Origin of the sequence: Bradyrhizobium sp. (genome assembly GCF_047605465.1) — a bacterium.
GTDB lineage: Bacteria > Pseudomonadota > Alphaproteobacteria > Rhizobiales > Xanthobacteraceae > Bradyrhizobium.
Map to the genome: position 1 here is coordinate 20,495 of NZ_JASGFS010000024.1, position 21,998 is coordinate 42,492.

General features: G+C 66.2%; 18 protein-coding genes. 9 read left to right on the plus strand and 9 right to left on the minus strand.

Features of this window, described 5'->3' with window-relative positions:
* Window positions 1-117: 117 nt before the first annotated feature.
* Window positions 118-1,728: a phytoene desaturase family protein gene (locus tag QM712_RS19160; protein WP_415024697.1), complete on the minus strand. Its 1,611-nt coding sequence runs from the start codon at window positions 1,726-1,728 to the stop codon at window positions 118-120.
* Window positions 1,729-2,019: 291 nt separating this feature from the next.
* Here QM712_RS19160 and QM712_RS19165 point away from each other — a divergent pair, with 291 nt between their 5' ends.
* Window positions 2,020-4,299: a spermidine synthase gene (locus QM712_RS19165; RefSeq protein ID WP_415024698.1), complete on the plus strand. Its 2,280-nt coding sequence runs from the start codon at window positions 2,020-2,022 to the stop codon at window positions 4,297-4,299.
* 37 nt (window positions 4,300-4,336) lie between these two features.
* Here the strand turns inward: QM712_RS19165 and QM712_RS19170 are convergent, their stop codons facing one another.
* A complete protein-coding gene (locus QM712_RS19170; RefSeq protein ID WP_415024699.1) occupies window positions 4,337-5,344 on the minus strand; it encodes a glycerophosphodiester phosphodiesterase in 1,008 nt (335 codons plus the stop codon).
* 141 nt (window positions 5,345-5,485) lie between these two features.
* Here QM712_RS19170 and QM712_RS19175 point away from each other — a divergent pair, with 141 nt between their 5' ends.
* Window positions 5,486-8,674 (plus strand): tetratricopeptide repeat protein, encoded by a 3,189-nt coding sequence (locus QM712_RS19175; protein WP_415024700.1) that lies wholly within the window; start codon window positions 5,486-5,488, stop codon window positions 8,672-8,674.
* 53 nt (window positions 8,675-8,727) lie between these two features.
* Window positions 8,728-9,981: a hypothetical protein gene (locus QM712_RS19180; protein WP_415024701.1), complete on the plus strand. Its 1,254-nt coding sequence runs from the start codon at window positions 8,728-8,730 to the stop codon at window positions 9,979-9,981.
* A 2-nt stretch (window positions 9,982-9,983) separates the two neighbouring features.
* Here the strand turns inward: QM712_RS19180 and QM712_RS19185 are convergent, their stop codons facing one another.
* Window positions 9,984-10,751 (minus strand): L,D-transpeptidase, encoded by a 768-nt coding sequence (locus tag QM712_RS19185; RefSeq protein ID WP_415024702.1) that lies wholly within the window; start codon window positions 10,749-10,751, stop codon window positions 9,984-9,986.
* A 302-nt stretch (window positions 10,752-11,053) separates the two neighbouring features.
* Between QM712_RS19185 and QM712_RS19190 the strand changes: the two genes are divergently transcribed.
* Window positions 11,054-11,377, plus strand: coding sequence for a hypothetical protein (locus tag QM712_RS19190; RefSeq protein ID WP_415024703.1), 324 nt, complete (start codon window positions 11,054-11,056; stop codon window positions 11,375-11,377).
* A 52-nt stretch (window positions 11,378-11,429) separates the two neighbouring features.
* Here QM712_RS19190 and QM712_RS19195 read toward each other — a convergent pair whose 3' ends face one another.
* Window positions 11,430-12,191 carry an ABC transporter permease gene (locus QM712_RS19195; protein WP_415024704.1) on the minus strand — a complete coding sequence of 254 codons (762 nt, stop codon included), beginning with the start codon at window positions 12,189-12,191 and terminating at the stop codon, window positions 11,430-11,432.
* The gene (locus tag QM712_RS19200; RefSeq protein WP_415024705.1) at window positions 12,188-13,111 is read right to left on the minus strand and encodes an ABC transporter ATP-binding protein; all 924 of its coding nucleotides are present in this window, start codon (window positions 13,109-13,111) and stop codon (window positions 12,188-12,190) included. Before QM712_RS19200 ends, QM712_RS19195 begins: the two co-directional genes overlap by 4 nt.
* Before the next feature lie 270 nt (window positions 13,112-13,381).
* On the opposite strand from QM712_RS19200, the gene QM712_RS19205 reads away from it, so the two are divergent.
* Window positions 13,382-14,101: a hypothetical protein gene (locus QM712_RS19205; protein ID WP_415024706.1), complete on the plus strand. Its 720-nt coding sequence runs from the start codon at window positions 13,382-13,384 to the stop codon at window positions 14,099-14,101.
* 155 nt (window positions 14,102-14,256) lie between these two features.
* Here QM712_RS19205 and QM712_RS19210 read toward each other — a convergent pair whose 3' ends face one another.
* Window positions 14,257-14,649, minus strand: coding sequence for a PRC-barrel domain-containing protein (locus QM712_RS19210; protein WP_415024707.1), 393 nt, complete (start codon window positions 14,647-14,649; stop codon window positions 14,257-14,259).
* A gap of 142 nt (window positions 14,650-14,791) precedes the next feature.
* Between QM712_RS19210 and QM712_RS19215 the strand changes: the two genes are divergently transcribed.
* The 4 genes from QM712_RS19215 (at window position 14,792) to QM712_RS19230 (ending at window position 18,813) form a co-directional block, all read left to right on the plus strand.
* Window positions 14,792-15,802: a putative zinc-binding metallopeptidase gene (locus QM712_RS19215; protein ID WP_415024708.1), complete on the plus strand. Its 1,011-nt coding sequence runs from the start codon at window positions 14,792-14,794 to the stop codon at window positions 15,800-15,802.
* A gap of 198 nt (window positions 15,803-16,000) precedes the next feature.
* On the plus strand, window positions 16,001-16,810 hold the full coding sequence (locus QM712_RS19220; RefSeq protein ID WP_415024709.1) for an outer membrane protein: 810 nt from the start codon (window positions 16,001-16,003) through the stop codon (window positions 16,808-16,810).
* Window positions 16,811-16,952: 142 nt separating this feature from the next.
* Complete coding sequence (locus tag QM712_RS19225; RefSeq protein WP_415024710.1) at window positions 16,953-17,894, plus strand: LysM peptidoglycan-binding domain-containing protein; 942 nt, start codon at window positions 16,953-16,955, stop codon at window positions 17,892-17,894.
* Window positions 17,895-17,988: 94 nt separating this feature from the next.
* The gene (locus QM712_RS19230; RefSeq protein ID WP_415024711.1) at window positions 17,989-18,813 is read left to right on the plus strand and encodes an aspartate dehydrogenase; all 825 of its coding nucleotides are present in this window, start codon (window positions 17,989-17,991) and stop codon (window positions 18,811-18,813) included.
* A 3-nt stretch (window positions 18,814-18,816) separates the two neighbouring features.
* On the opposite strand, the gene QM712_RS19235 is transcribed toward QM712_RS19230, so the two are convergent.
* The 3 genes from QM712_RS19235 to QM712_RS19245 form a co-directional block, all read right to left on the minus strand.
* Window positions 18,817-20,121, minus strand: a complete 1,305-nt coding sequence (locus QM712_RS19235) for a PQQ-dependent sugar dehydrogenase (RefSeq protein WP_415024712.1) — start codon at window positions 20,119-20,121, stop codon at window positions 18,817-18,819.
* A 169-nt stretch (window positions 20,122-20,290) separates the two neighbouring features.
* Entirely contained in the window at window positions 20,291-20,917 is a 627-nt protein-coding gene (locus QM712_RS19240; protein ID WP_415024713.1) for a methyltransferase family protein, read from the minus strand.
* A gap of 27 nt (window positions 20,918-20,944) precedes the next feature.
* Entirely contained in the window at window positions 20,945-21,976 is a 1,032-nt protein-coding gene (locus QM712_RS19245) for an NAD-dependent epimerase/dehydratase family protein (RefSeq protein ID WP_415024714.1), read from the minus strand.
* Window positions 21,977-21,998: the final 22 nt, after the last annotated feature.

Genomic DNA, 21,998 nt, shown 5'->3' on the forward strand with positions numbered 1-21,998 from the left:
GCGTTGATCCCGGGTTTCCCACCGCTTTTCCGCAGGCAGTTCAGGCCCGCCGGGCCCGGACCTCCACCGTCTCTTCACAGCTTTTCCGACAGGCTCGCCCACAGCCCATCCACAGGCCTATCCACGGCCGGTGAACAGGGCGCGGTGATCGCGCAGAATGACCTGCGCCGCGTTGTGGCCGGGCGCGCCGGTGACGCCGCCGCCGGGATGGGCGCCGGAGCCGCAGTGGTAGAGGCCCTTCACCGGCCCGCGATAGTCGGCATGTCCCAGCATCGGCCGCGCCGAGAACAACTGGTTCAGGGTCAGGGCGCCGTGGAAAATGTCGCCGCCGAGCAGGCCGAATTGTCGTTCGAGGTCGAGCGGGGACAGGATCTGGCGGCAGAGCACGCTCGCGGCAAAGCCCGGCGCGTACCCGTCGACCGTCGCGATCATGAGATCGGCGACCTCCTCGCGGTGATCGTCCCAGGACCTTCCGCCCGGCAGTTCGGGCGCGACATGCTGGCAGAACAGGCTCGCGACGTGTTTGCCGTCCGGCGCCAGCGTGGCGTCGAGCGTGGATGGAATCAGCATCTCGACGACGGGTGAACTGCTCCAGCCCCGTGCGCGCGCATCGAGCCAGGCGCGGTCCATATAGCCGAGGCTCGGCGCCAGGATGATGCCCGAGGTGAGGTGATCGCCGTCGCCCGGCAACGCCGTGAAGGAGGGCAGGCGATCCAGCGCCACGTTCATGCGGAAGGTGCCCGAGCCGTTCTTCCAGTTGCGGATGCGGGCGAGGAAATCCGCGGGCAGGGCATCGGCCGCGACCAGCCGGGTGTAGAGCAGCTTCGGATTGACGTTGGCCACGACATATTTCGCGCGATGGGTCGTGCCGCTGTCGAGGACCACGCCCACGGCGCGGTCGCGTTCGACGATCACTTCGCGCACGCCCGCATCGGTGTCGATCGCCACACCCCGATCGCGCGCGGCGCGCGCCATCGCCTGCGTGATCGCGCCCATGCCGCCGATGGCGTGACCCCAGACGCCCTTCTTGCCGTTCACTTCGCCGAAGGCGTGATGCAGCATCACATAGGCCGAGCCCGCCGCGTAGGGGCTGGCATAGTTGCCGACGATGGCGTCGAAGCCGAACAGTGCCTTGACCAGATCGTGCTCGAAGCGCTCATCCAGCATCTCGCCGGCCGAGCGCGTGAACAGATCGAGCAGGCTGCGGCTCTGCTCCAGCGTGAGGCCGCGCAGGATGCTGCCCGTCTTCCACGCATTGACGCCCTCGCGGATCGCGGCCGTGCCGAAGCCCTCGACGAGGTTCGGCGGCGCGCGCAGGACGAACTGCCGCAGCACGTCCGCGATGTCCTCAAGCTCGCGCGAGAAGCCGTCCAGCGCGGCGGCGTCGTGCGCGCTGAGCCGCGCGACGGAGGCTTTCGTTCGCCCTTCGCCGGTGAGGAGATAGCTGCCGTCGGGGGCAGGAAGGAAATTCTGCGCGCGCCGCTCGACGATCCGCAGGCCGTGCTCGGCCAGCTTGAGGTCGCGGACCACCTGCGGATTGAGCAGGCTCACGGTGTAGGCCGCGACCGAATTGCGGAAGCCGGGGTGGAATTCCTCCGTCACGGCCGCGCCGCCGACCTCCTTGCGGCGCTCGACCACGCGTACGCGCAGGCCCGCCATCGCGAGATAGGCGGCGCAGGTGAGGCCGTTATGGCCAGCGCCGATGATGATGACGTCGGTTTCGGTCATGAAAGGTTCAAGGTCCAACTCACCGTCATTCCGGGACGTGCGAAGCGCGAATGATGGAGCGCCATCGCCCGCCGGAGAATCAAGAGGTTCCGGGTTCGATGCTTCACATCGTCCCGGAACGACGTTCTATATCAAGCATTCCTCGCTGCAACATCACGACAGCCTTTATTGCCCGTTCAGGCGCCTTGTGCTCCATTGCGCGCGTCCGGCGCCCGCCGGGGGAATTATCCGACGCGTTGGCCCGCGCGGACCGGTGCCCAACTCGCCGGAAACGCTTTCGCTGGAGCATCCATGGACTCGATCGTGCAACCCGCCGCCACGGAGCAGCCGTCCTCGTCGCGCAACCGGCTGCTGCTGACGGTCTACACGGCCGCGATCTTCGTCAGCGCCCTGCTGCTGTTCTCGGTACAGCCGCTGTTCACGAAAATGGTGCTGCCGCGTCTCGGCGGCTCGCCGGCGGTGTGGTCGGTGGCGATGGTATTCTTCCAGTCGCTGCTGCTGGCGGGCTACGCCTATGCCCATCTGCTCATGCAGGTGAAGAACCGCGTCGTCCCGGTCGTGGTGCATCTGGTGCTGCTGATCGCCGCCTTCGTCACGTTGCCGCTCGGTATCGCCGGCGCCTATGGCGAGCCGCCGGCCTCCGGCTATGCGTTCTGGCTGCTCGGCCTGTTCGTGGTCTCGATCGGGCTGCCGTTCTTCGCGCTCGCCGCCAACAATCCGCTGCTGCAGGCCTGGTTCGTCCGCACCGGCCATCCCGATGGGCGCGACCCCTATTTCCTCTACGCTTCCTCCAACATCGGCAGCTTTCTCGCGCTGTTGTCCTATCCGTTCCTGCTCGAGCCGATGTTCACGCTGCATACGCAGAATCGGCTCTGGACCGGCGGCTATGGCCTTCTGATCCTCCTGATCGCGGCCTGCGGCGTCCTGCTGTTGCGCTCGCCCAGATCCGCGGCGGCCGTGGTGCAGACCGAGGATGCGAATGCGCCGGCTCCCGGTGTCGTGACGCGCCTGCGCTGGATCTTCCTCGCCGCGGTGCCGTCCGGCCTGCTGATCGCGGTGACCGCGCACATCTCGACCGACGTCGCCGCGGCGCCGCTGCTCTGGGTGCTGCCGCTGTCGCTGTACCTCCTGACCTGGGTGGTGGTGTTCCAGTCGCGCCCGCTGCTGCCGCACAAATGGATGCTGATGCTGCAGCCGGTGGCGATTGCCGGCGTCATCGTCCTGCTGGCGTTCGGCGGCGAGCAGAATCTGTTGCTGACGCTGGGCGGTCATCAATTGTGCTTCTTCGTCATTGCCATGGCCTGCCACGGCGAGTTGGCGCGGACCCGGCCGGCGGCCAGATATCTCACCGGCTTCTATGTCGCGCTGTCGTTCGGCGGCATGGTCGGAGGGCTGTTCGCGGGGCTGGTCGCGCCCTTCACCTTCTCCTGGATCGCTGAATATCCGATCCTGATCGCCCTTGCCGCGCTGTGCCGGCCTGCGGCGAACGAGCGCCTCGCCGGTGTCGTCAAATGGTACTGGCTGGCGCTCGCCGCGCTCGCGATCGCTCTGGTTGCGCCGTCCTACACCACAGGTGAACTGTCGGCCTGGTTCGAGGATCACCGCGTCTGGATTGCCGGCGCGGTCGGCGTGCTCGCCGCGCTGCTGGCATTGGCGCTCAATGCCGGCCGATGGAAGATCTTCGCGACCGTCGCGCTCGCGCTGGCATTGATCCGCGTCTATCCGGCGGACGAAGGCCGGGTCGTTACAGTGCGCAGCTTCTTCGGCGTCCACAAGATCGTGGTCACGCCGGGCGGCTATTTCCACGTTCTGATGCACGGCACCACCATTCACGGCGCCGAGCGCTTCCGCAACAATGACGGGACGCCGGTCGCCGGCCGGCCGGAGCCGATCACCTACTACCACAAGGACGGCGGTATCGGTCAGGCCATCACGGCGATCCGCGAGCGCAAGGGCGCGCCGCTCAAGGTCGCCGCGATCGGTGTCGGGTCGGGCACGCTCGCCTGCGCCGCCGAGCCGGGCGAGAGCTGGAAGTTCTTCGAGATCGACCAGTCCATGGTCGACGCCGCGCGTGACCCGAAGAACTTCCGCTACATCTCGAGCTGCATGCCTGACCTGAAACCGGTGATCGGCGATGCGCGGCTGACGTTCGCCAAGGAGCCCGACGGCGTCTACGACCTCATCATCGTCGATGCCTATTCGTCGGATGCGATCCCGATCCACCTCGCCACGGAAGAGGCGATGAAGATCTACAAGGACAAGCTCGCCCCGCATGGCGCCGTCGTGATGCACGTCTCCAACAGGCACCTCGATCTCGAGCCCGTGGTGGTCGGCATTGCCGACGCCAACGATCTGAAGAGCTGGGTCTACAACGAGGATTCGGGCCGGGACGCCGACTACATCTTCTCCACCGACGTGGTCATCTCCGCGCGGGAGGCGGCCGATGTCGGCAGCATCGCCTCGTCCAAGGTGTGGGAGGAGACCGACGCCGACGAGAAGGTGCGGGTCTGGACCGACGATTATTCCAACATTCTGGGCGCGCTGTACCGGCGCCTCAAGAATGGAGAGTAGGACGGTCCCGCAGCGCGCGGCCTCGAGCCAAGAGATCCTACGGCGCGACCGGCGTCCCCGCCGGCAACGCAATTCCCTTCTCGCCCGCGACCTGTCGCAGCAAATCGGGCCGGTCCGATATGATGCCGTCGACGCCGAGCTCGATCATGCGTGCGATGTCGTCGCGCTTGTTGACCGTCCACACCACGACGCGCAGTCCGAACGTATGGGCTTCGGACACCAGCGCCGCGTTGACGTCGCCGAAATAGGGTGACCAGATCGCGCCGCCCGCGTCCTTGATCGTGCGCGGCAGCGAGCCGCCGTGGTCGGCCGGATTGAAACCGGCGGTCCAGCTGGTGGCCTTGTCGAGCGCAATCGTCGGCTCGGTCCCTCGCTGCAGCGTCAGGTACACGGTCGGAATCGTCGGCGCCCGTTGCTGGACCAGAAGCAGAGTTCGCCAATCGAACGACTGGATCGTGACGCGGCCGGAAAATCCCTCGGCCTCGATCAATCCCAGCAGCCTGGTAACGAAGTCTTGCGGGGGAAGCGACTCGTCCGGACGGTTCGGATCGATCTTGGTCTCGATGTTGAAGCGGATCTGGCTGTTGCCGGACTTGCGCACAAGCGCGAACAGCTCTTTCAATGTCGGGATGCGCGTCCCCGGCACCGCGCGTTGATCCGGAAATTGTCGTGCATAGGCACTGCCGGGCCGGATCTGGCCGACATCGTAGGTTCTGACGTCGGCGAAACGCAGTTTCACGAAAGGCGTGCCGGGCGCGCTGACGTACGCACCGCTTGCATCCCGCGCCAGATCCGGGTTGAGCCCGCGCTCGTGCGACACGACGACCTCGCCGTCGGCGGTGATGCCGACGTCGAGCTCCAGCGTGTCCACGCCCATCGACAGCGCATTGGCGAAGGCGGGCAGCGTATTTTCCGGCATCAGCGCACGCCCGCCGCGATGGGCCTCGATATCAAATCCCTTATCCGGTCTCATATCCGATCCCATGGCGTTTCCCGCAGTGAGAACCGAGATCACAGTCAAGATGGTCGCAGCACGTGACGGCATGGCGGGTCTCGGGGCAAGTCCAAAGGCGGGATGTTCAGCGCGTTCATGTGCAGATTGGCACGAATTCCCGCGGTCGACAGCGGCAATCGCCGCCCGTATCCTGCCAAAATTGCCATTTGACGCGTGTGACGGGATTTTTGCATGAGCCGCGCCCGCCTATCTGCCCTGATTGTTGTTGTCCTGCTGGCCAGCGCGCCGGCCGCCGCCCAGCGCGGCAACGATTTCGATTCGCTGCTCGCCCAGATGAATGCGGCCACGCAGACCGGCCGATGGGCCGACGGGCTGGTCGCCGCGCAGACGCTCGAGAACCTGGTGCGCCGACGGCAGGGCGCGGACAACATGAACTATGCCGGCGTGCTGCATAACGAGGGAATGTTCCTGCACAATCTCGGCCGCTACCCGGAAGCCGTCGACAAGCTCAACGCCGCGCTCGCCATCAAGCTCCGCAGCAACGACGTCGCCTCGGCGTTGCGCACCTCCAACGTTTTGGTCGGGGCGCTCGGCATGCTCGACCGCCGGGCCGAGGCCACGACGGTGGCGGAGCGGGCGCTGGCACTCGGCACCGGGGCGTTCGGCGCCAACGACGTCCGCCTCTCCGACACGCTCGCCGCGCTCGGCGGATTGGCGCGGGACAAGGAAAATTACAGGGAAGCGGCCGGCTATTTCGAGCGCGTCCTCGCCGGATTGCAGGGGGCGAATGCGCCGCCGGCCGAAATCGCGTCCGCGATGGACAATCTCGGCGACGTCTACGGCTTGCAAGGCCGCTTCGACGATGGCGAGCGCCTGTTGAAGCAGGGGATCGAACTGCTCGACCGCAGTTTTGGCAGCAATGCGGAGGGGGCGCCGAACTACGACAAGATGCTCAACGACCTCGGCAACCTCTATCTGGATGCGGGGCGTCTGGCCGACGCCGAAGCCACCATGCGGCGCGCGCTGGCGATCACGCGGGCGCGCAGTGGCGACGCGCATCCGAACTTCGCCGCCACGACGGGCAATCTCGCGACGGTGCTGGAGCACGCGGCGCGCTATGCCGAGGCCGAAAAGCTCTATCAGCAGACGCTCCAGGCCTATGAGCGGATCTTTGGGCCGAACCATCCCACCACGGCGATCGGGTTGAACAACCTCGCCAACGTCTATTCGGCGCAGGGCAAGAACGAGGCGGCCGCAGGCCTGCAGGAGCGCGTGCTCGCGATTTACGAGAAGGCGTTCGGCCCCGACAGTCCTGATGTCGGTCGCGCCCTCAACAATCTCGCCAACAGCTATGCGAGCCTCGGCCGCAAGGACCAGGCGCTCGGTCTCTACCGCCGTTCGCTTGCGGTGATGGAGCGCAAGTTCGGCGAAGGCAGCGGCGCGAGCGCGCTCGCGGCTGGCTCACTCGGACAGGCGCTGCTCGATGCCGGCCAGACCGACGAGGCGCGGCCCTATCTGGTGCGCTGCCTCGAGATCGACGAACGCATGCTCGGCGGCTCGCATCCGCAATTGATCAAGGATCTGCGCGCCGTCGCGCTGCTCGATCTCAAGACGGGCAATTTGACCGAAGCGCGCAGCCGGCTCGATCGCGCGCTGGCGATCGCCCAGGACAAGCTCGGGCCGCGTCATCAGGACACCATCGCGACCCTGATCAATCTGGCTGACGTCGACCGACGCGAAGGCAAATGGCAGGACAGTCTGGCGCGGCTGCGGCCCGCCGCGGCCGCGCTCAATGCGCAGCGGAATTCGCAATTCACGCGTTTCACCGAGATCGATCCCTGGCTGATCGACGCGATCTGGCGCGTCTCGGACGGCAAGCCCGATGCTGCGGCCAGGGACGAGGCCTTCGGCGCCGCGCAGCGGGCACATGAGACCAAGGCGGGTGCGGCGCTCGCGCAGATGGCGGCGCGCTTCGGCGCGGGCAATGATGCGGCCGCGGAACTGGTGCGACGGCAGCAGGATCTCAAGGCCAGCCTCGATACGCTCGACAAGCGCGTCACCTCCGAGCTCGGCCAGCCGGACGGGAAGCGCAACGACACGCTGGTCACGAGCTTGCGCGCGCAGACGGCGCAAACGCAAAAATCGCTCGCTGACGTGACGGCTCAGCTCGACCGCAGCTTTCCGGCCTATTCCGAGCTGTCCAATCCGCAGCCACTGTCGCTCGCTCAGGCGCAGGGCTTGCTGAAGCCGGATGAAGCGCTGGTGTCGTTCGTTGTCCTCGCTGACAGGACCTATGCCTTCGCGGTGACACGCGAGGCGGGCGTGGTGCGCCAGATCGCGCTGGGCAGCCGCGATCTCAACGAGCGGGTCGCTCATCTGCGGCAGGGGCTCACGGACCCGGAAGGAGCCCAGTCGTCATTCGACCTCGATGCGTCCTTCGCGCTCTATTCGGCGCTGTTCGATCCGATAGCCGCCGACGTCGCCGGCAAGCCGAAACTGCTGATCGTGCCGGCCGGCGCGCTCACCAGCCTGCCGTTCCAGGTGCTGGTGACCAAGAAGCCTGACATGACCTCCGCCGACCGCGAACGACAGGCGGCATGGCTGCTGAACGACCGTGCCATCACGGTGCTGCCGTCGGTGCCGAGCCTGCGTGCGCTGCGCAGCCTGGCCAAGGCGTCGCGCGCACAGAAGCCGTTCATCGGCTTCGGCGATCCGGTGTTGCAGCGGTCCTCCGGCGAGAGGCGGGCGGGACGCAACGTGCAACCCTACCAGAGCTATTATGACGGCGCCGCCGTCGATCTCGACCGCTTGCGCACCGGCCTGCCGGCACTGCCGGAAACCGCGGGCGAGCTTCAGGCCGTGGCGCGCGCACTCGGCGCCTCGCCGCAGGACGACGTCAAGCTCGGCCAGGCCGCGACCGTGACCAGCGTCAGCCAGCTTCCGCTCGACCAGTATCGCGTCGTCGATTTCGCGACCCACGGGCTCGTCGCCGGCGAGGTCAACGGCCTCAGTGAGCCCGCGCTGGTGCTCACCTTGCCGGATCGGCCGACCGGCGACGACGACGGCCTGCTCACCGCGAGCCGCATCGCAAAGCTCAAGCTCGATGCGGATTGGGCTGTGCTGTCGGCGTGTAATACAGCCGCCGGCGAAAAGCCGGGCGCGGAGGGCCTGTCCGGCCTCGCACGCGCGTTCTTCTATGCCGGCGCACGCGCGCTGCTGGTATCGCACTGGCCGGTCGATTCCGATGCGGCGGTGCGCCTGACCACGGGGGCGTTCTCGGAACTCACCGCGCATCCCGGCATCGGCCGCGCCGAAGCGCTGCGGCGCTCGATGCGGGCCCTGATCGCGGACCGCTCGTCGCCGCGCAATGCCGATCCTGCCGTCTGGGCACCGTTCGTCCTGGTCGGCGAGGGCGGTTGACGGCCGGCGAGGAAGGCCGAAACTGACGGCCATTGGGTCCGGGAACGGTTCACATGCGTATCTTGATCGCGATGACGGTGGCGCTCATGATCGGACAGGCAACGGCCGCGGACGTATTGTCCGGAGCCAATCTCTACGCCGACGTCGAGCGCTACGCTTCGTTCGGCCTGCATCGGTTCGGATCGCCCGGCGACCGCGCCACCGCCGACTGGATCGCCGGCGAATTGAAACAGGCGGGATTCGACGTCGGCTTCCAACCCGTCGTGCTTGGCCGTCAATATGTCGTCGAGCGGGCCAGCGCGGAGTTGGCCGGCATGTCGGTCGAGGCGACGCCGTTCTGGTGGCCGCCGGAGGACAAGGCGAGCTTCCATCTCTCCGCACCGCTCGCGCGCGAGGGCGACGTCACCGGGAAGATCCTGTGGATCGACCTGCCGTTCGATCGCGGCGCCTATCTCGGCCCCGCCCATCGCGCGGCGATCACCGAGGCCGCGGCCAGGAAGCCGGCGGCGATCCTGCTGATGATCGGCAATCCCGCGGACGACCGCTTCGCCTACAACGTCACGCAGGAGGATGCGCCCTGGCCGGTGCCGGTGATGGTCGTCGGTGCGAAGGTGCGGGCGGCGTTCGAGCGCGCGCTGACGTCAGGCACACCGGTGACGCTCGATGCGATTGGCCATTACCAGCGCGATGTCGCGGGCCGCAACGTCGTCGCCGGGATCGGAAGCGGGCCGACCATCGTCGTCTCCACGCCGATGACCGGCTGGTACAGTTGCGTGTGCGAGCGCGGGCCGGGCATCGCCAACTTCCTGGCGCTCGCGCGCACCGTCGCCGCGGAGAAATGGCCGGCGCATTTCGTCTTCATCGCGACGGCCGGCCATGAGATCGGCCATGGCGGCATGGAGCTGTTCCTGAAACAGGGCGCGCCGGCGCCCAGGGACACCCTGGCCTGGATTCATTTCGGCTCGTCGAACGCGTGTTACGCCGTCGCGGAAGGCGTCCGCAGTGAGCAGCCGGAGGCGGAGCGTTATCTCGTGCTGAGCAAATCCGCCGTTGAACTGACCAATGAGACCTTTGCCGGGATCGAGGCCAGGCGTCTGGTGACGGAGAAGCAAGCGGTCGGCGAGCTGCGCGATGTGCACGCGGCGGGTTACGCCAACTTCATCGGCATGGCCGGTCGTCATCACAGCTTCCACACGCCATCGGACGATCTCGGCGCGACCGGGGCAGAGATTCTCGAGCCGGTCGCGCGCGCCTTCGTCGATGCGGCGCGGAAGATCGTCGAACGCGGCGAGGCCGCGTTCAGATAGCGTCAGTTCTGATAGTAATAGCCGCGCGGCGGATAGTACTGGCGCGGCTGCTGCTGATAGTAGCCCTGCTGGCCATAGCCCTGGTCGTACGTCGGCTGCGGAAGCTGCTGATAGGCTTGCGTGCCATAGGGGCGGTTGATCGGGCGTGGCGCCGGATAGCGCGCGCCGGTGTCGCTGCCGTCGGCCGGATAGATGTAGTTGTCGTCCTGCGGCATGTAGCGCCGAGCCGGTGGCGTCAGGTTCACGGGATCGCCGCTGGTCGCGTATTGCTGCTCAGCCGGCTGTACGCCACGCGCGACCGCGTTGCCGTTGCGGCCGCGCGGATTGCGCGCCAGAGCCACCTGTGCGGAGCCGGTGAGGCTGACCGTGGTGTTGAGCACGCCCTGCTCCTGCACCAGCGCATAGAGCGTCGATGCATTCTGGCGCGACAGCCGGACGCAGCCATGCGAGGCCGGCGTGCCGAGCCTGCCGACGGAGTCGGTGCCGTGGATGGCGTGCCCGACCTTGGTGAAGAAGATCGAGTGCGGCATCGGCGCGTCGTCGAATTCCTTGGAATAGTGGTCCTCTTCCATGCGGAAGGCGCGGAACGAGCCGTTTGGCGTCTCGCGCGAGGGAATGCCGGTCGATACCGGCCAGTGGTAGCGGGTGACGCCGTCGACGACGACGGTCATCTGCTGATTGTCCTTGTCGACGGTAATGTCGACCTTGGCCTGCGCGGTGCCCGCGCTCAAAAGTATCAGGGAGGTGAACGCAACGACGAGGGAACGCATTTGACTTCTGGCCTCCGGCCTGTTCACGCAGGCGCCGCGGCTCTCCGTCCCCCGGCGTGCACTATGCCTGCAATCCGGCTTTCGTTCCAGCGGCCCTGCTGCCCATCGTTAACGTGAAGCCGGGCGTAAGCAAGTGTGCTTTGGGCCGCGGCATCGGCGCCGGCGCTGACATTTTCGCGAGCGAAGGCGCCTCCGCGACGCCGACAATTCGTCATAAAGGCGCAACCATTTGACCGTCCCGGGCGTTGGGATGTGCCTACCTCGACAGGCGGCCGTCGCCGCCGTTTCCTTTGGGACTGAAGATGAACAAAGCTCGTATTGCCGCCGCACATCTGCCGGCCGGTCTACCTTTCCGCCTGCTTCTCGCCTCCGCCGCCATCCTTCTCGCGCTCTTGTGCGTGCCGCACGCCGGTCACGCCCAGGGCATCGTGCGCGGAGCCCAGGAAGGCTCCTACGAAGGCAATCGTATCGCCGGCCCGGTGGGTGGCGCTGTCGGCGGCGTCGTCGGCGCGGGTGTCGGCGGTGCCGTCGGCGCGGTCGAGGGCGTGCTCGGCATCCCCCACCACTATCACCATTACTGCCGCGGCTATTACGACGGCTATCACCGCTTCCACTGCTATCGGTAATGCACCGACGCCGTACCGGGGCGCGCGCGTAGCGTCCCGGAATGCGGCGCGGTCAGTTCTTCAGCCGGTAGCCCGTGCGGAAGATCCACCAGATCACGACCAGGCAGATCATCAGAAACGCCAGCGTCATGGCGATGCTGACGGACACGCTGACATCGGCGATCTCGTAGAAGCTCCAGCGGAAGCCTGAGATCAGATAGACGACGGGGTTGAGCAGCGCCACGGTGCGCCAGCCCGAGGGCAGCATGTTGACCGAGTAGAAGCTGCCGCCGAGGAAGGTCAGCGGTGTCACCACCAGCATCGGGATCATCTGCAGCTTTTCGAAGCCGTCGGCCCAGATGCCGATGATGAAGCCGAACAGGCTGAATGTGACGGCCGTGAGCACCAGGAAGGTCAGCATCCAGATCGGATGATGGATGTGCAGCGGCACGAACAGGCCGGCGGTCGCCAGGATGATCAGGCCGAGGATGATCGATTTGGTCGCGGCCGCGCCGACATAGCCGAGCACGATCTCGAAATGGGAGATCGGTGCCGACAGGATCTCGTAGATGGTGCCGACGAATTTCGGGAAGTAGATGCCGAACGAGGCGTTGGCGATGCTCTGCGTCAGCACCGACAGCATCACGAGGCCCGGCACGATGAAGGTGCCGTAGCTCACGCCGTCGACCTCGCTGATGCGCGAGCCGATCGCGGCGCCGAACACGACGAAATAGAGCGAGGTCGAAACGACGGGCGAGACGATGCTTTGCAGCAGCGTGCGCCAGGTGCGCGCCATTTCGAACAGATAGATGGCGCGGATGGCGCGATGGTTCATGACGTCCTCACGAGGTCGACGAAGATGTCCTCGAGCGACGATTGCGTCGTGTCGAGATCGTTGAAGCGGATGCCGGCGTTGCGCAGGTCTCCGAGCAGGCTGGTGATGCCGGTGCGCTCGCCCTTGGTGTCGTAGTCGTAGACCAGCTCGGTGCCGCCCTCGCGGAGGTCGAGCCTGTATTGGGCGAGGCTGTCGGGCAGCGTGCTGAGCTTGTCCTGCAGGTGCAGCGTCAGCCGCTTCTTGCCGAGCTTCTGCATCAAGGTCGCCTTGTCCTCGACCAGCACGATCTCGCCCTTGTTGATGACGCCGATGCGGTCGGCCATCTCCTCGGCTTCCTCGATGTAATGCGTGGTGAGGATGATGGTGACGCCGGACTGCTGCAGGCCCCGCACGACTTCCCACATGCCCTTGCGCAGCTCGACGTCGACGCCGGCGGTCGGCTCGTCCAGGAACAGGATCTGCGGTTCGTGCGAGAGCGCCTTGGCGATCATCACGCGGCGCTTCATGCCGCCGGAGAGCGTGATGATCTTGCTGTCCTTCTTCTCCCAGAGCGAGAGGTCCCGCAGCACCTTCTCGATATGGGCAGGGTTCTTCGGCTTGCCGAACAGGCCCCGCGAGAAGCTCACGGTCGCCCACACGCTCTCGAAGGAGTCCGTGTGCAGCTCCTGCGGCACGAGGCCGATCAGCGAGCGCGCCTTGCGGTAGGAGACCTGGATGTCCTCGCCGCCGACGGTGACCCTGCCTTCGCTCGGATTGGCGATGCCGCAGATGATGGAGATCAGCGTGGTCTTGCCGGCGCCGTTCGGGCCGAGCAGCGCGAAGATCTCGCCGCGCCTGATGTCGAGATTGATATTTTTCAGCGCCTTGAAGCCGGACCCATAGGTCTTCGACAGGTTGGCGACGGAGATGATGGAGGACATGATGGCCGGAGGCTGGGGAGGGAGCTGGAACCGCCCCGTTGGGGCGGTCAGCGGAGCCCTGAAATAGGAATGGACTTGCCCGCTCGCAATTGCCCGGAGAAAAATGGTCTCAAAACAGGCTGTTCAGTGGCAGGTTCCGGGCAACTGTTGCGCAACAGTCACGGGCTGCGGCTAAGATGATCCCTCACGCGGCTCTTTGTTGCGTCTGCGAGCAGGGCATGGCTACGATTCCGGCCTATCGCGAAGCGTATGTCCCCAGGGAAAAGATCGATGAGACCAAACGGCCGTTACGCAGCCGGCGCCAGCCAGTTGTCCGCTATCCGGGCGTGGGCGATATGCCTGCTCCTGCTGTCCGCTGCTGCCATCAGCCCCACCACCGCCAGGGCTGCCCCGAGCCAGGCTGCGGCGACGACCCATGTCTACCTGCTTCGCGGCGTGCTCAACATCTTCTCGCTCGGGCTCGACACCATCGGCTCCCGGCTCGAGGCGCAGGGCATCCCCGTGACGGTGGCCAATTTCGTGTCCTGGTCCTCGCTCGCCGATGAAGCCGCGGCCAATTACAAGGCGGGCCGCCTGAAGACCATCGTCCTGGTCGGCCATTCCTCGGGCGCGACCGCGCTGCCCGACATGATCGCCAAGCTCAACCGTCTCGGCGTGCCCGTGAAGCTCGCGATCGGCCTCGACTCCGTGTTCAAGACCAAGCTGTCGACCGGCGCCGAGCGCTACATCAACATCTATATCGGCGACGGCCCGGGCGAGCCGGTGAAGCGCGCCGACGGCTTCCGTGGCAAGCTCGACAATGTCGACGTGCGCGGCACCGGTGTCGGCCACATCACGATCGACAAGAACGAGGTGATCCAGCGCCGCGTGATCGCCGAGATCGACGCCGCGATCGCGCGCTCGCGCGGTCCGGCAGCACCTATCGCCGGTCCCGGCGCACCGCCGCGTCAGGCGCGTTCGGCCGCCGCGACGGCGCCCGCCAGGAACTGAAGCTTTCGCCCGCATTGGGTGATCCGATCATGCCGCGGCCGACTTGATTGTCGGCCGCGGCATTGTCTTGTCCGGGCGGTGAGGCAGCGCTGCTGAGCGCGAAAAGGGCCCGCTGCGACAGCAGCGAGCCCTGTCCGGGTGGTGATCGCGACGGCCTATTTCTTCTCGGGCACCCAGGTGGTGCTGGCCTTGTCGTATTTGAATCCCGGTGCTTCCTTCAGCGTGTCCTTGGTCTCGTCGATGGTCAGCCACCATTTGTCGTTCTTCTTGGCGGTCTTCACCGCGGTGAAGGGGACGATGACGTCCTTTTCACCGGCGCCGAGGAAGCCGCCGACGCCGAGAACGAGGCCGGTGATCTTGCCGGACTTGTCGACGAGCACATCGTCGACGTCGCCGATCTTGCTTTCCTTGGGATCGTAGACGGCCTGCTTGTAGTAGTTCGTCACCGTCCAGCTTTCAGCCGGTGCCGACTTCACGGTGGTGGTGGCTGCGTGCGCAGCGGTCACGGCGGCAACTGCAGCAGCACATGCCAAAGCGATCTTCTTCATCTTGGTCCTCCTCAACCATTGATCGCGGTGGCAACTGAAAGATTTGGCAAAGGTTCCTCGGATGCGCGGCTGATGGAACCCCGCATTCGATCGGGTGTTGTTGCACCACGGCCCACGCGGCCGCGGGACGGGGCTGCGACGCATGAGAGACTTCCAGTGCCCGTCGTGTCGACAGGCCGTGACGTTCGAGCACGTTGCGTGCGCCAACTGCGGTGCCGGGCTGCTGTTCGATCCGTCACGCATCGGCATGCTTCCGTCGTCCGACAAGATGCCTTGCAGCAATCGCAATCTCATCGGCTGCAACTGGTGCACCGAGGGAGCCGACCCCTTTTGCGGCTCCTGCCGGCTCACACGTACGATTCCCAATCTCGGCAGCCCCAGAAACATCATGCTGTGGCGGCGGATGGAGGAGGCCAAGCGCCGTCTTCTCTACGATCTCGCGCGGCTGCGGCTTCCGCTGGCATCGCGGCACGGCGTGCCGGTGGCCTTCGATATCCTCTCGGACGAGACGAGCCCCATTCTCACGGGGCATCTCGCCGGCCTCATCACGCTCAATCTTGCGGAAGCCGACGATGTCGAGCGCGAAGCGCGGCGCGTGGCGTTTCGCGAGCCGTACCGCACCTTGCTCGGCCATTTCCGGCACGAGATCGGCCATTTCTATTGGGACTCGCTCGTCCACGGCACGACGCTGCAGGCCCCCTTCAAGCTGATCTTCGGCGACGAGACCCACGACTACCAGGCCGCGATCAGCAGCTATCATGGCCGCATCGATCGCTCCTACGATCGCACGGGCTTCATCAGCGAGTACGCGACGTCCCATCCCTGGGAGGACTGGGCCGAAACGTTCGCGCATTTCCTGCACATCGTATCCACGCTCGATTCGCTCGCGGGCCTGCCGTTGTCGCTGGAGGAGCGCGCCCGACAGACGCTGACGGATCCCTATCTGGAGAGCGACTTCGAGGCGCTCCTGGCGTTGTGGACGCCGCTCGCCCGCGGCATCAACGAAATCAACCGGTCGCTCGGGATGAGCGATGCCTACCCGTTCGACATCTCTCCGGCGGTGAAGGGCAAGCTGCATCTCGTGCACATGGTGATCACCGCGTTTCGCGAGCAGCAGAAGCTGGTGGTGGCGAACGTCGCGCAGGCCTGGTAGCCGGCGCCTACGCCGCGACGTCGACAGTTTGCCCCTTCAAAATTGTTCGCCGAGCAAGCGCGCCCCTCCTTCAATCGGATGACGACAAAAGCAGCGTCGTTTGACATCCATGTTCGTGGCTCTCCCCGCTGTCTTGGAGGGGCTATGGGGGATGACCGCCTCGTTTCCGGTCATCGCGCGCAACGAACGGGATTGAACATGAGGACATTTGCAGCGGCCGCCATACTCGTGGCTCTCGGGCCGGTGGCCGCATCGGCTGCCGATCTGGCATACAAGGCGCGTCCCGTGGCCGTCGACCCCGGCTTCAACTGGAGTGGTTTCTACATCGGCGTGAACGGCGGCTATGCCTGGAATCAGGCCAGCGATGTCGCAGTGTCCGGCTCCCGCCTGATTACCGCCTCGCAGCCGTTGGTCGTCCCCTTCGCCGTCGGAGATCTGCGTCCGCAAGGTTATCTCGTCGGCGGACAGGCCGGCTGGAATTACCAGTTCGGCATGGGACTGGTCGGCGTCGAAGCCGACTTCGATTTCGCTGATATCAAGGCTTCTCGCGACGTCGACCTCCCCGTGGGAGCGCCGGGAGTGCGCACCAGCGCGAGCGAGAAGATCAATTTCTTCGGCACCCTGCGCGGTCGTCTCGGCGCAATCGTATCACAGCGGCTGTTGCTGTTCGTGACCGGCGGTCTCGCCTACGCCAACATCAAGGACAACGCCAACGTCAGCGAGTTCTTCAACCAGGCGGTGCTCGGGCGCCAATTCATCGCGAGCGCCTCTGACCTCCGCTATGGGTGGACGCTCGGCGCGGGTGCAGAGTGGGCCGTGGCGAGGAATTGGAGCGTCAAGGGCGAATATCTCTATTACGATCTCGGCCACCGGACCATCGCCGGCCCGCAGACCAATCCCATCGGTTCGGATTTCGGGACCTACAGCTTCTCGACCCGTGGGAACATCGTGAAGGCGGGCCTGAACTACAAGTTCGATGCGGCCGCTCCGGCCGCCGCGCGCGACTGATTCCGCCCGAAAATCCGGTTCGGCTGCGGCGCGAGGTGGCGGACGGCCCCGCGCCTGCCGATGCCCCAAAAACCGCCAAATCGGCCGTCACTAAGCGCCCCGGGCGGAGGCCTCTGCCTCCCGTGGCGGGACTGCTGGACTGATGGTTGATCCAAGGCGAATCGTCGTGCTGGCAGCGGTCGCGCTGCTCGCCTTGAGCCCCGGCATTGCCGCGGCGGCACCCGCCAAGTCGAAATCCGCCGCGACCCATGCCGTGGCGCCGCCGCCTCCTCCGTCTCCACCGCCCGAGCCGCTGCCGCCGCCGAAAATCTATCTGTTCCGCGGTGCCATGGGGCCGATCTTCTCGACCGGCATGGATCGCCTCAGCGAGAAGCTGACGCAGGCCGGCTTCTCCGCCGACGTCTACGAATTCACCTTGTGCCGGCTGATCGGCAACCGCGTCATCTCCAGCTACAAGGAGAAGGCGGCGCCGATCGTGCTGATCGGCCATTCCATGGGCGGGCTGTGCTCGATCGTCATCTCCGAGATGGCGGCCAAGGAGAACATTCCGATCAGCCTCGTGATCGCCATCGATCCCGCGCATGCCACCGGTGACGTGCCGCTCAACGTCGAGCGCTTCATCAACATCTTCCTGTCCGACAGCGTCCTCGGCGGCGGCGACGTCGTGGCCGTGCCCGGCTATCGCGGCCACTATGCCAGTTACGACCTGAAGGAAAATTCGCGCGTCAGCCACATCAACATCGAGAAGTCCGACGACATCCATCGCCAAATCCTCGAGATGGTGACGCAGCTGCCGCGCATCCCGGCGCAGACCCAGGCCGATGCGGTGCCGCTGCGCTATCTGGTGCCGGGGGATACGCTGGTGGAGTTGTGGGACTCCGGCGTCCGGGTGCCCGTGCGCACCGGCGACACCATGGAGAGCATCGCAGCGGCCCACCACGTGCCGGTGTGGACGCTCGCGCAGAGCAATTCGCTGGCCGAGAACGCGCCGCTCGTCCCCGGCCAGTCCATCGTCGTGCCGCGTCATCTGACGCCGCCCGAGCCGACCGCCGCGATGGCGATGCCGCCGCCGGCGCGGCGGTAGTTTCCCCGGCCTGCCCGATCGAGGCGCGCCCTGGCAGCTATGCGCGGGAGGCCCGGCGGGCTATGACATCCGCCTGAACAGCAGGTGTGATGCGATGACCGATCAGAGGCCGTTGAGCGATTTGCGGGTTGCCGTTGCCGGACTGGGCTCGATAGGCACCAAGATCGCGGCCGCGCTCGACCAGGGCATCGAGGGGCTGACGCTGGCGGCTGTCGCGGTGCGCGATCCCGCGAAACATCAGGCCTTCCTCGGCGGCCTGCGCCGCCCGCCGCGGGTTCTCGCGGTCGAAGAGCTCGGCGATGCCGCCGATATCGTCGTCGAATGCGCCCCGAGCAAGCATCTGCGCGCGATCGTCGAGCCCGCTGTGAAGCGGGGCAGGGCGGCCGTGGTGGTCAGTGCCGGCGCGCTGCTCGAGAATTCCGACCTGATCGATCTCGCCCGGGCCAATGGCGGCCGCATCATCGTGCCGACCGGCGCGCTGATCGGGCTCGACGCCGTCAACGCCGCCGCCATCGGCACCATTCATTCCGTCAAGATGGTCTCGCGCAAGCCGGTCGACGGCTTGAAGGGCGCGCCCTTCATCGTCGAGAACAACATCGACATCGATCATCTGCGCGAGCCGCTCAAGCTGTTCGAGGGCAGCGCGCGCGAGGCCGCGAAGGGTTTTCCGGCCAATCTCAACGTCGCGGTTGCGCTCTCACTCGCGGGCATCGGGCCCGATCGCACCATGGTGCAGATCTGGGCCGACCCGGGCGTGACCCGCAACGTGCATCGTATCGAGGTCGAGGCGGATTCGGCGCGGTTCTCGATGTCGATCGAGAACGTCCCATCCGAGAACCCCAAGACCGGGATGATCACCGCGCTGTCCGTGATCGCGCTGCTGCGCAAGCAGCGCGCGACGCTCTGCGTCGGAACGTGAGCCTTACGCGCCGGTGACGCGCCAGATCACGTTGCCGACGTCGTCGGCCATCAGCAACGACTTCTTGTCGGGACCAATCACGACGCCCACCGGCCGGCCATAGGACTCTTTCTCGTCCGGAGCCAGGAAGCCCGAGAGGATGTCGCGACCGGGGCCGGAAGGCTTGCCGTTCTCGAACGGGATGAACACCAGCTTGTAGCCGGACAGCTTGCTGCGATTCCACGAACCGTGCTGGCCGATCACCATGCCGTCGGGGAAGTCCGGAAGCGTGCCCGCAGGCATCCAGCACAGGCCGAGCGAAGCGGTGTGGCCGCCGAGCGCGTAGTCCGGCTGAAGCGCCTTGGCGACCATCGCCGGATCCTGCGGCACACGATCGTCCACCGTCTTGCCCCAGTAGCAATAGGGCCAGCCGTAGAAGCCGCCGTCGCGCACCGAGGTGAGATAGTCCGGGGGCGTCTCGTCGCCGAGGCCGTCGCGCTCGTTGACGACGGTCCAGAGCACACCGGTGTTCGGTTCCCAGGCAAGCCCGACGGGATTGCGCAGGCCCGCGCCGAAGATGCGATGCGTGCCGGCGACGAGATCGAGCTCGTAGACCGCGGCGCGGCCTTCCTCGACCTCCATGCCCATCTCGGCGATGTTGCTGAGCGAGCCGACACCGGCATAGAGCTTCTTGCCGTCGGGGCTGGCGAGCAGGCTGCGTGTCCAGTGTCCGCTCGGCTTGAACGTGGTGAGCCTCTTGCCGGGGGCGGTGATGCGATCGGCACCTGCGACATAGGGAAACGCCATCACGCCGTCGGTGTTGCCGACATAGAAGGTGTCGCCGACCAGCGCCATGCCGAAGGGCTGGCTGAGATTCTCCATGAAGGCGCCGCGTTGCTCGGCGACGCCGTCGCCGTCCCTGTCACGCAGCAGCGTGATGCGGTTGGCGCTGACGCCGAGAGCGGCCGCGCGCCGCATCGTCGCCTGCATCGCATAGTGAAACACGGTGCGCGGCGCGCCTGCGATCTGCGTCGCCTCCGCGATCAGCACGTCGCCATTGGGCAGCACCTCGATCCAGCGCGGATGGTCGAGGCCGGCCGCGAACGCATTGACCTTGAGCCCGGGTGCGGCGATCGGCTTCTGTCCCTCGCTCCAGCCCCGCGCCGTCGGCATCTTCAGTGTCGGGATCGCTCCTTGCGGCTTCGCTTCGGGAATGGCCGGGGTCTGGCCCCAGGCCGGCGCGGGCTCGGTGCCCGAGAGCCGCCGCCACTGCAGCGCGATGCCGCCGAGGAGAGCAACGAACTGCGCGAAAATGCTGGAAAAGGTCATGCAAAGCCCCCGTTTCGCGCGCATCCAACTTGGTGGCGGGGCAAACGTCAACCACCGCGGTACGCGGCCGTCGTCCACGACGGCGGAATGGCAGCCGACCGAATTTGCATGGGGCTATGTCGGCGGCCTTCGGCGCGCCGACAGCGATGTGCCGGACGCCGGCTTTAACTCAGCGGGGCGACAGGAACGGGATGATCATCGGCACGCGGCGGCAATAGGCGCCGTAGGCGTCCTCGCCGAGCTCCTTGGAGAGGAACACCTCTTCCATCCGCCCCTTCTGCCACATGCCGAGCGAGATCAGGATCGCGCCGAGCATCGCGGTGACGGTACCGACCGCGATACCCGTCACCAGCATGCCGAGGATCAGGCCGGTGTAGATCGGATGGCGTACGATGCCGTACGGGCCGGTGTCGATGACCCGGTGGTCTTCCTTGTGCGTGATGGTGTTGGACCAGAACTGTCCGAGGTGCAGCCGTCCCCACCAGGTGAAGGAGATGCCGGCGAGCACGATCAGCGCCACGATGTAGACGCCGGTATCGCTGAACACCCACAGCGGCTTCTCGCCGAGCACTTCGGCGGTCCAGGGCGTGAACAGGATGCCGCCGACCAGGATCGGGATGCGATAGCGGCCGGACTCCAGCGTCATCACCTGTTTCTGGGTGCGGCCCTGCCAGAACGAGGCGCCGACCCAGCTTGCGAGCCAGGCGAGCCAGATCAGGGCGAGCAATTGTGTCGGCCAGGTCGTGGTCCATCCACCCCAGGCGACAGAGAGAAGCTTACTAAAATCAAAGGACATGAAGGTTCTTTGCGTTAGGCGGCGGCTTCAGCCCGCGCGCGAGGAGAGCGCGTGATGCTTGATGGCGCCGGCGGGCTGCTGGCCGTTGCGGACGAGCAGGTGGGTGATGGTTTCACGCAGCACGGGCTCGATCGGGCGTGGCGAGTATCCGAGTTCGGTGCGCGCCTTGCCGATCGACAGGTCGCTCGCGGCGAGTGCGATACGCACGCCCTCGGCGGTGCCGTTGGGCGGCCGGCGGGTGAGGTGGTCGGAGATGTATTCGAGCATGATGGCCGAGAACTCGGCGAGCCTGCCGGGAACGACGACCGGAAACTGCCGCCGGCCGCTCATCGCGGACATCATCCGCAGGATGCGGCCGAGCGGAACGCAGTCGCCGCCGAGGATATAGCGCTGGCCGATGCGGCCGCGCTCCATCGTTAGCACCAGGCCCGTGGCGACGTCGCGGACATCGACGAGGTTCACCAGGAAGTTGAGGTGCGGCTGGACCTTCTTTTGCAGGAAGTACCAGAGCATCGCTGTCGGCGGCGTCAGATTGTGGTCGGCTGCGCCGATCGGCATGGTCGGCGTGCCGATCACCAGCGGAAACCCCGCGGCTGCGGCCTTCGCCGCGTGATGCTCGGCGAGCGACTTCGACCGCGTGTAGGCGCCGGGCATCGCGTCGGCGGGCTGGAGCGCCTCCTCGGCGGCAACGCCGTTGAGGCTGGAATAGGGGAACAGGATCGATTCCGTCGAGCAGTGCAGGAAGCGCGAGATGCCGCGCTTCATCGCAGCCGCGAGGACGATCTCGGTGCCGCGGCAATTGACGTTGTGGAAGTCCTGCTTGTTGGCGACCCACATCCCGGGAAGACCGGCGAGGTGATAGACCTGATCGACACCGGCAAGCGCGGTATCGACCGCGGCGTCATCCAGCACCGAGCCGTGGACATAGTCGACATCTGCGTTTGCCGTGGCCGGCGGACGGACATCGAGAACACGTACCCGCTGCCCACGGGCGCGGAGCGCTTCTACGAGATGCTGTCCGATGAAGCCACTGCCACCGGTAACCAGTACAAGAGCCATGAAGAAAGTTTGCTGTTCCGCT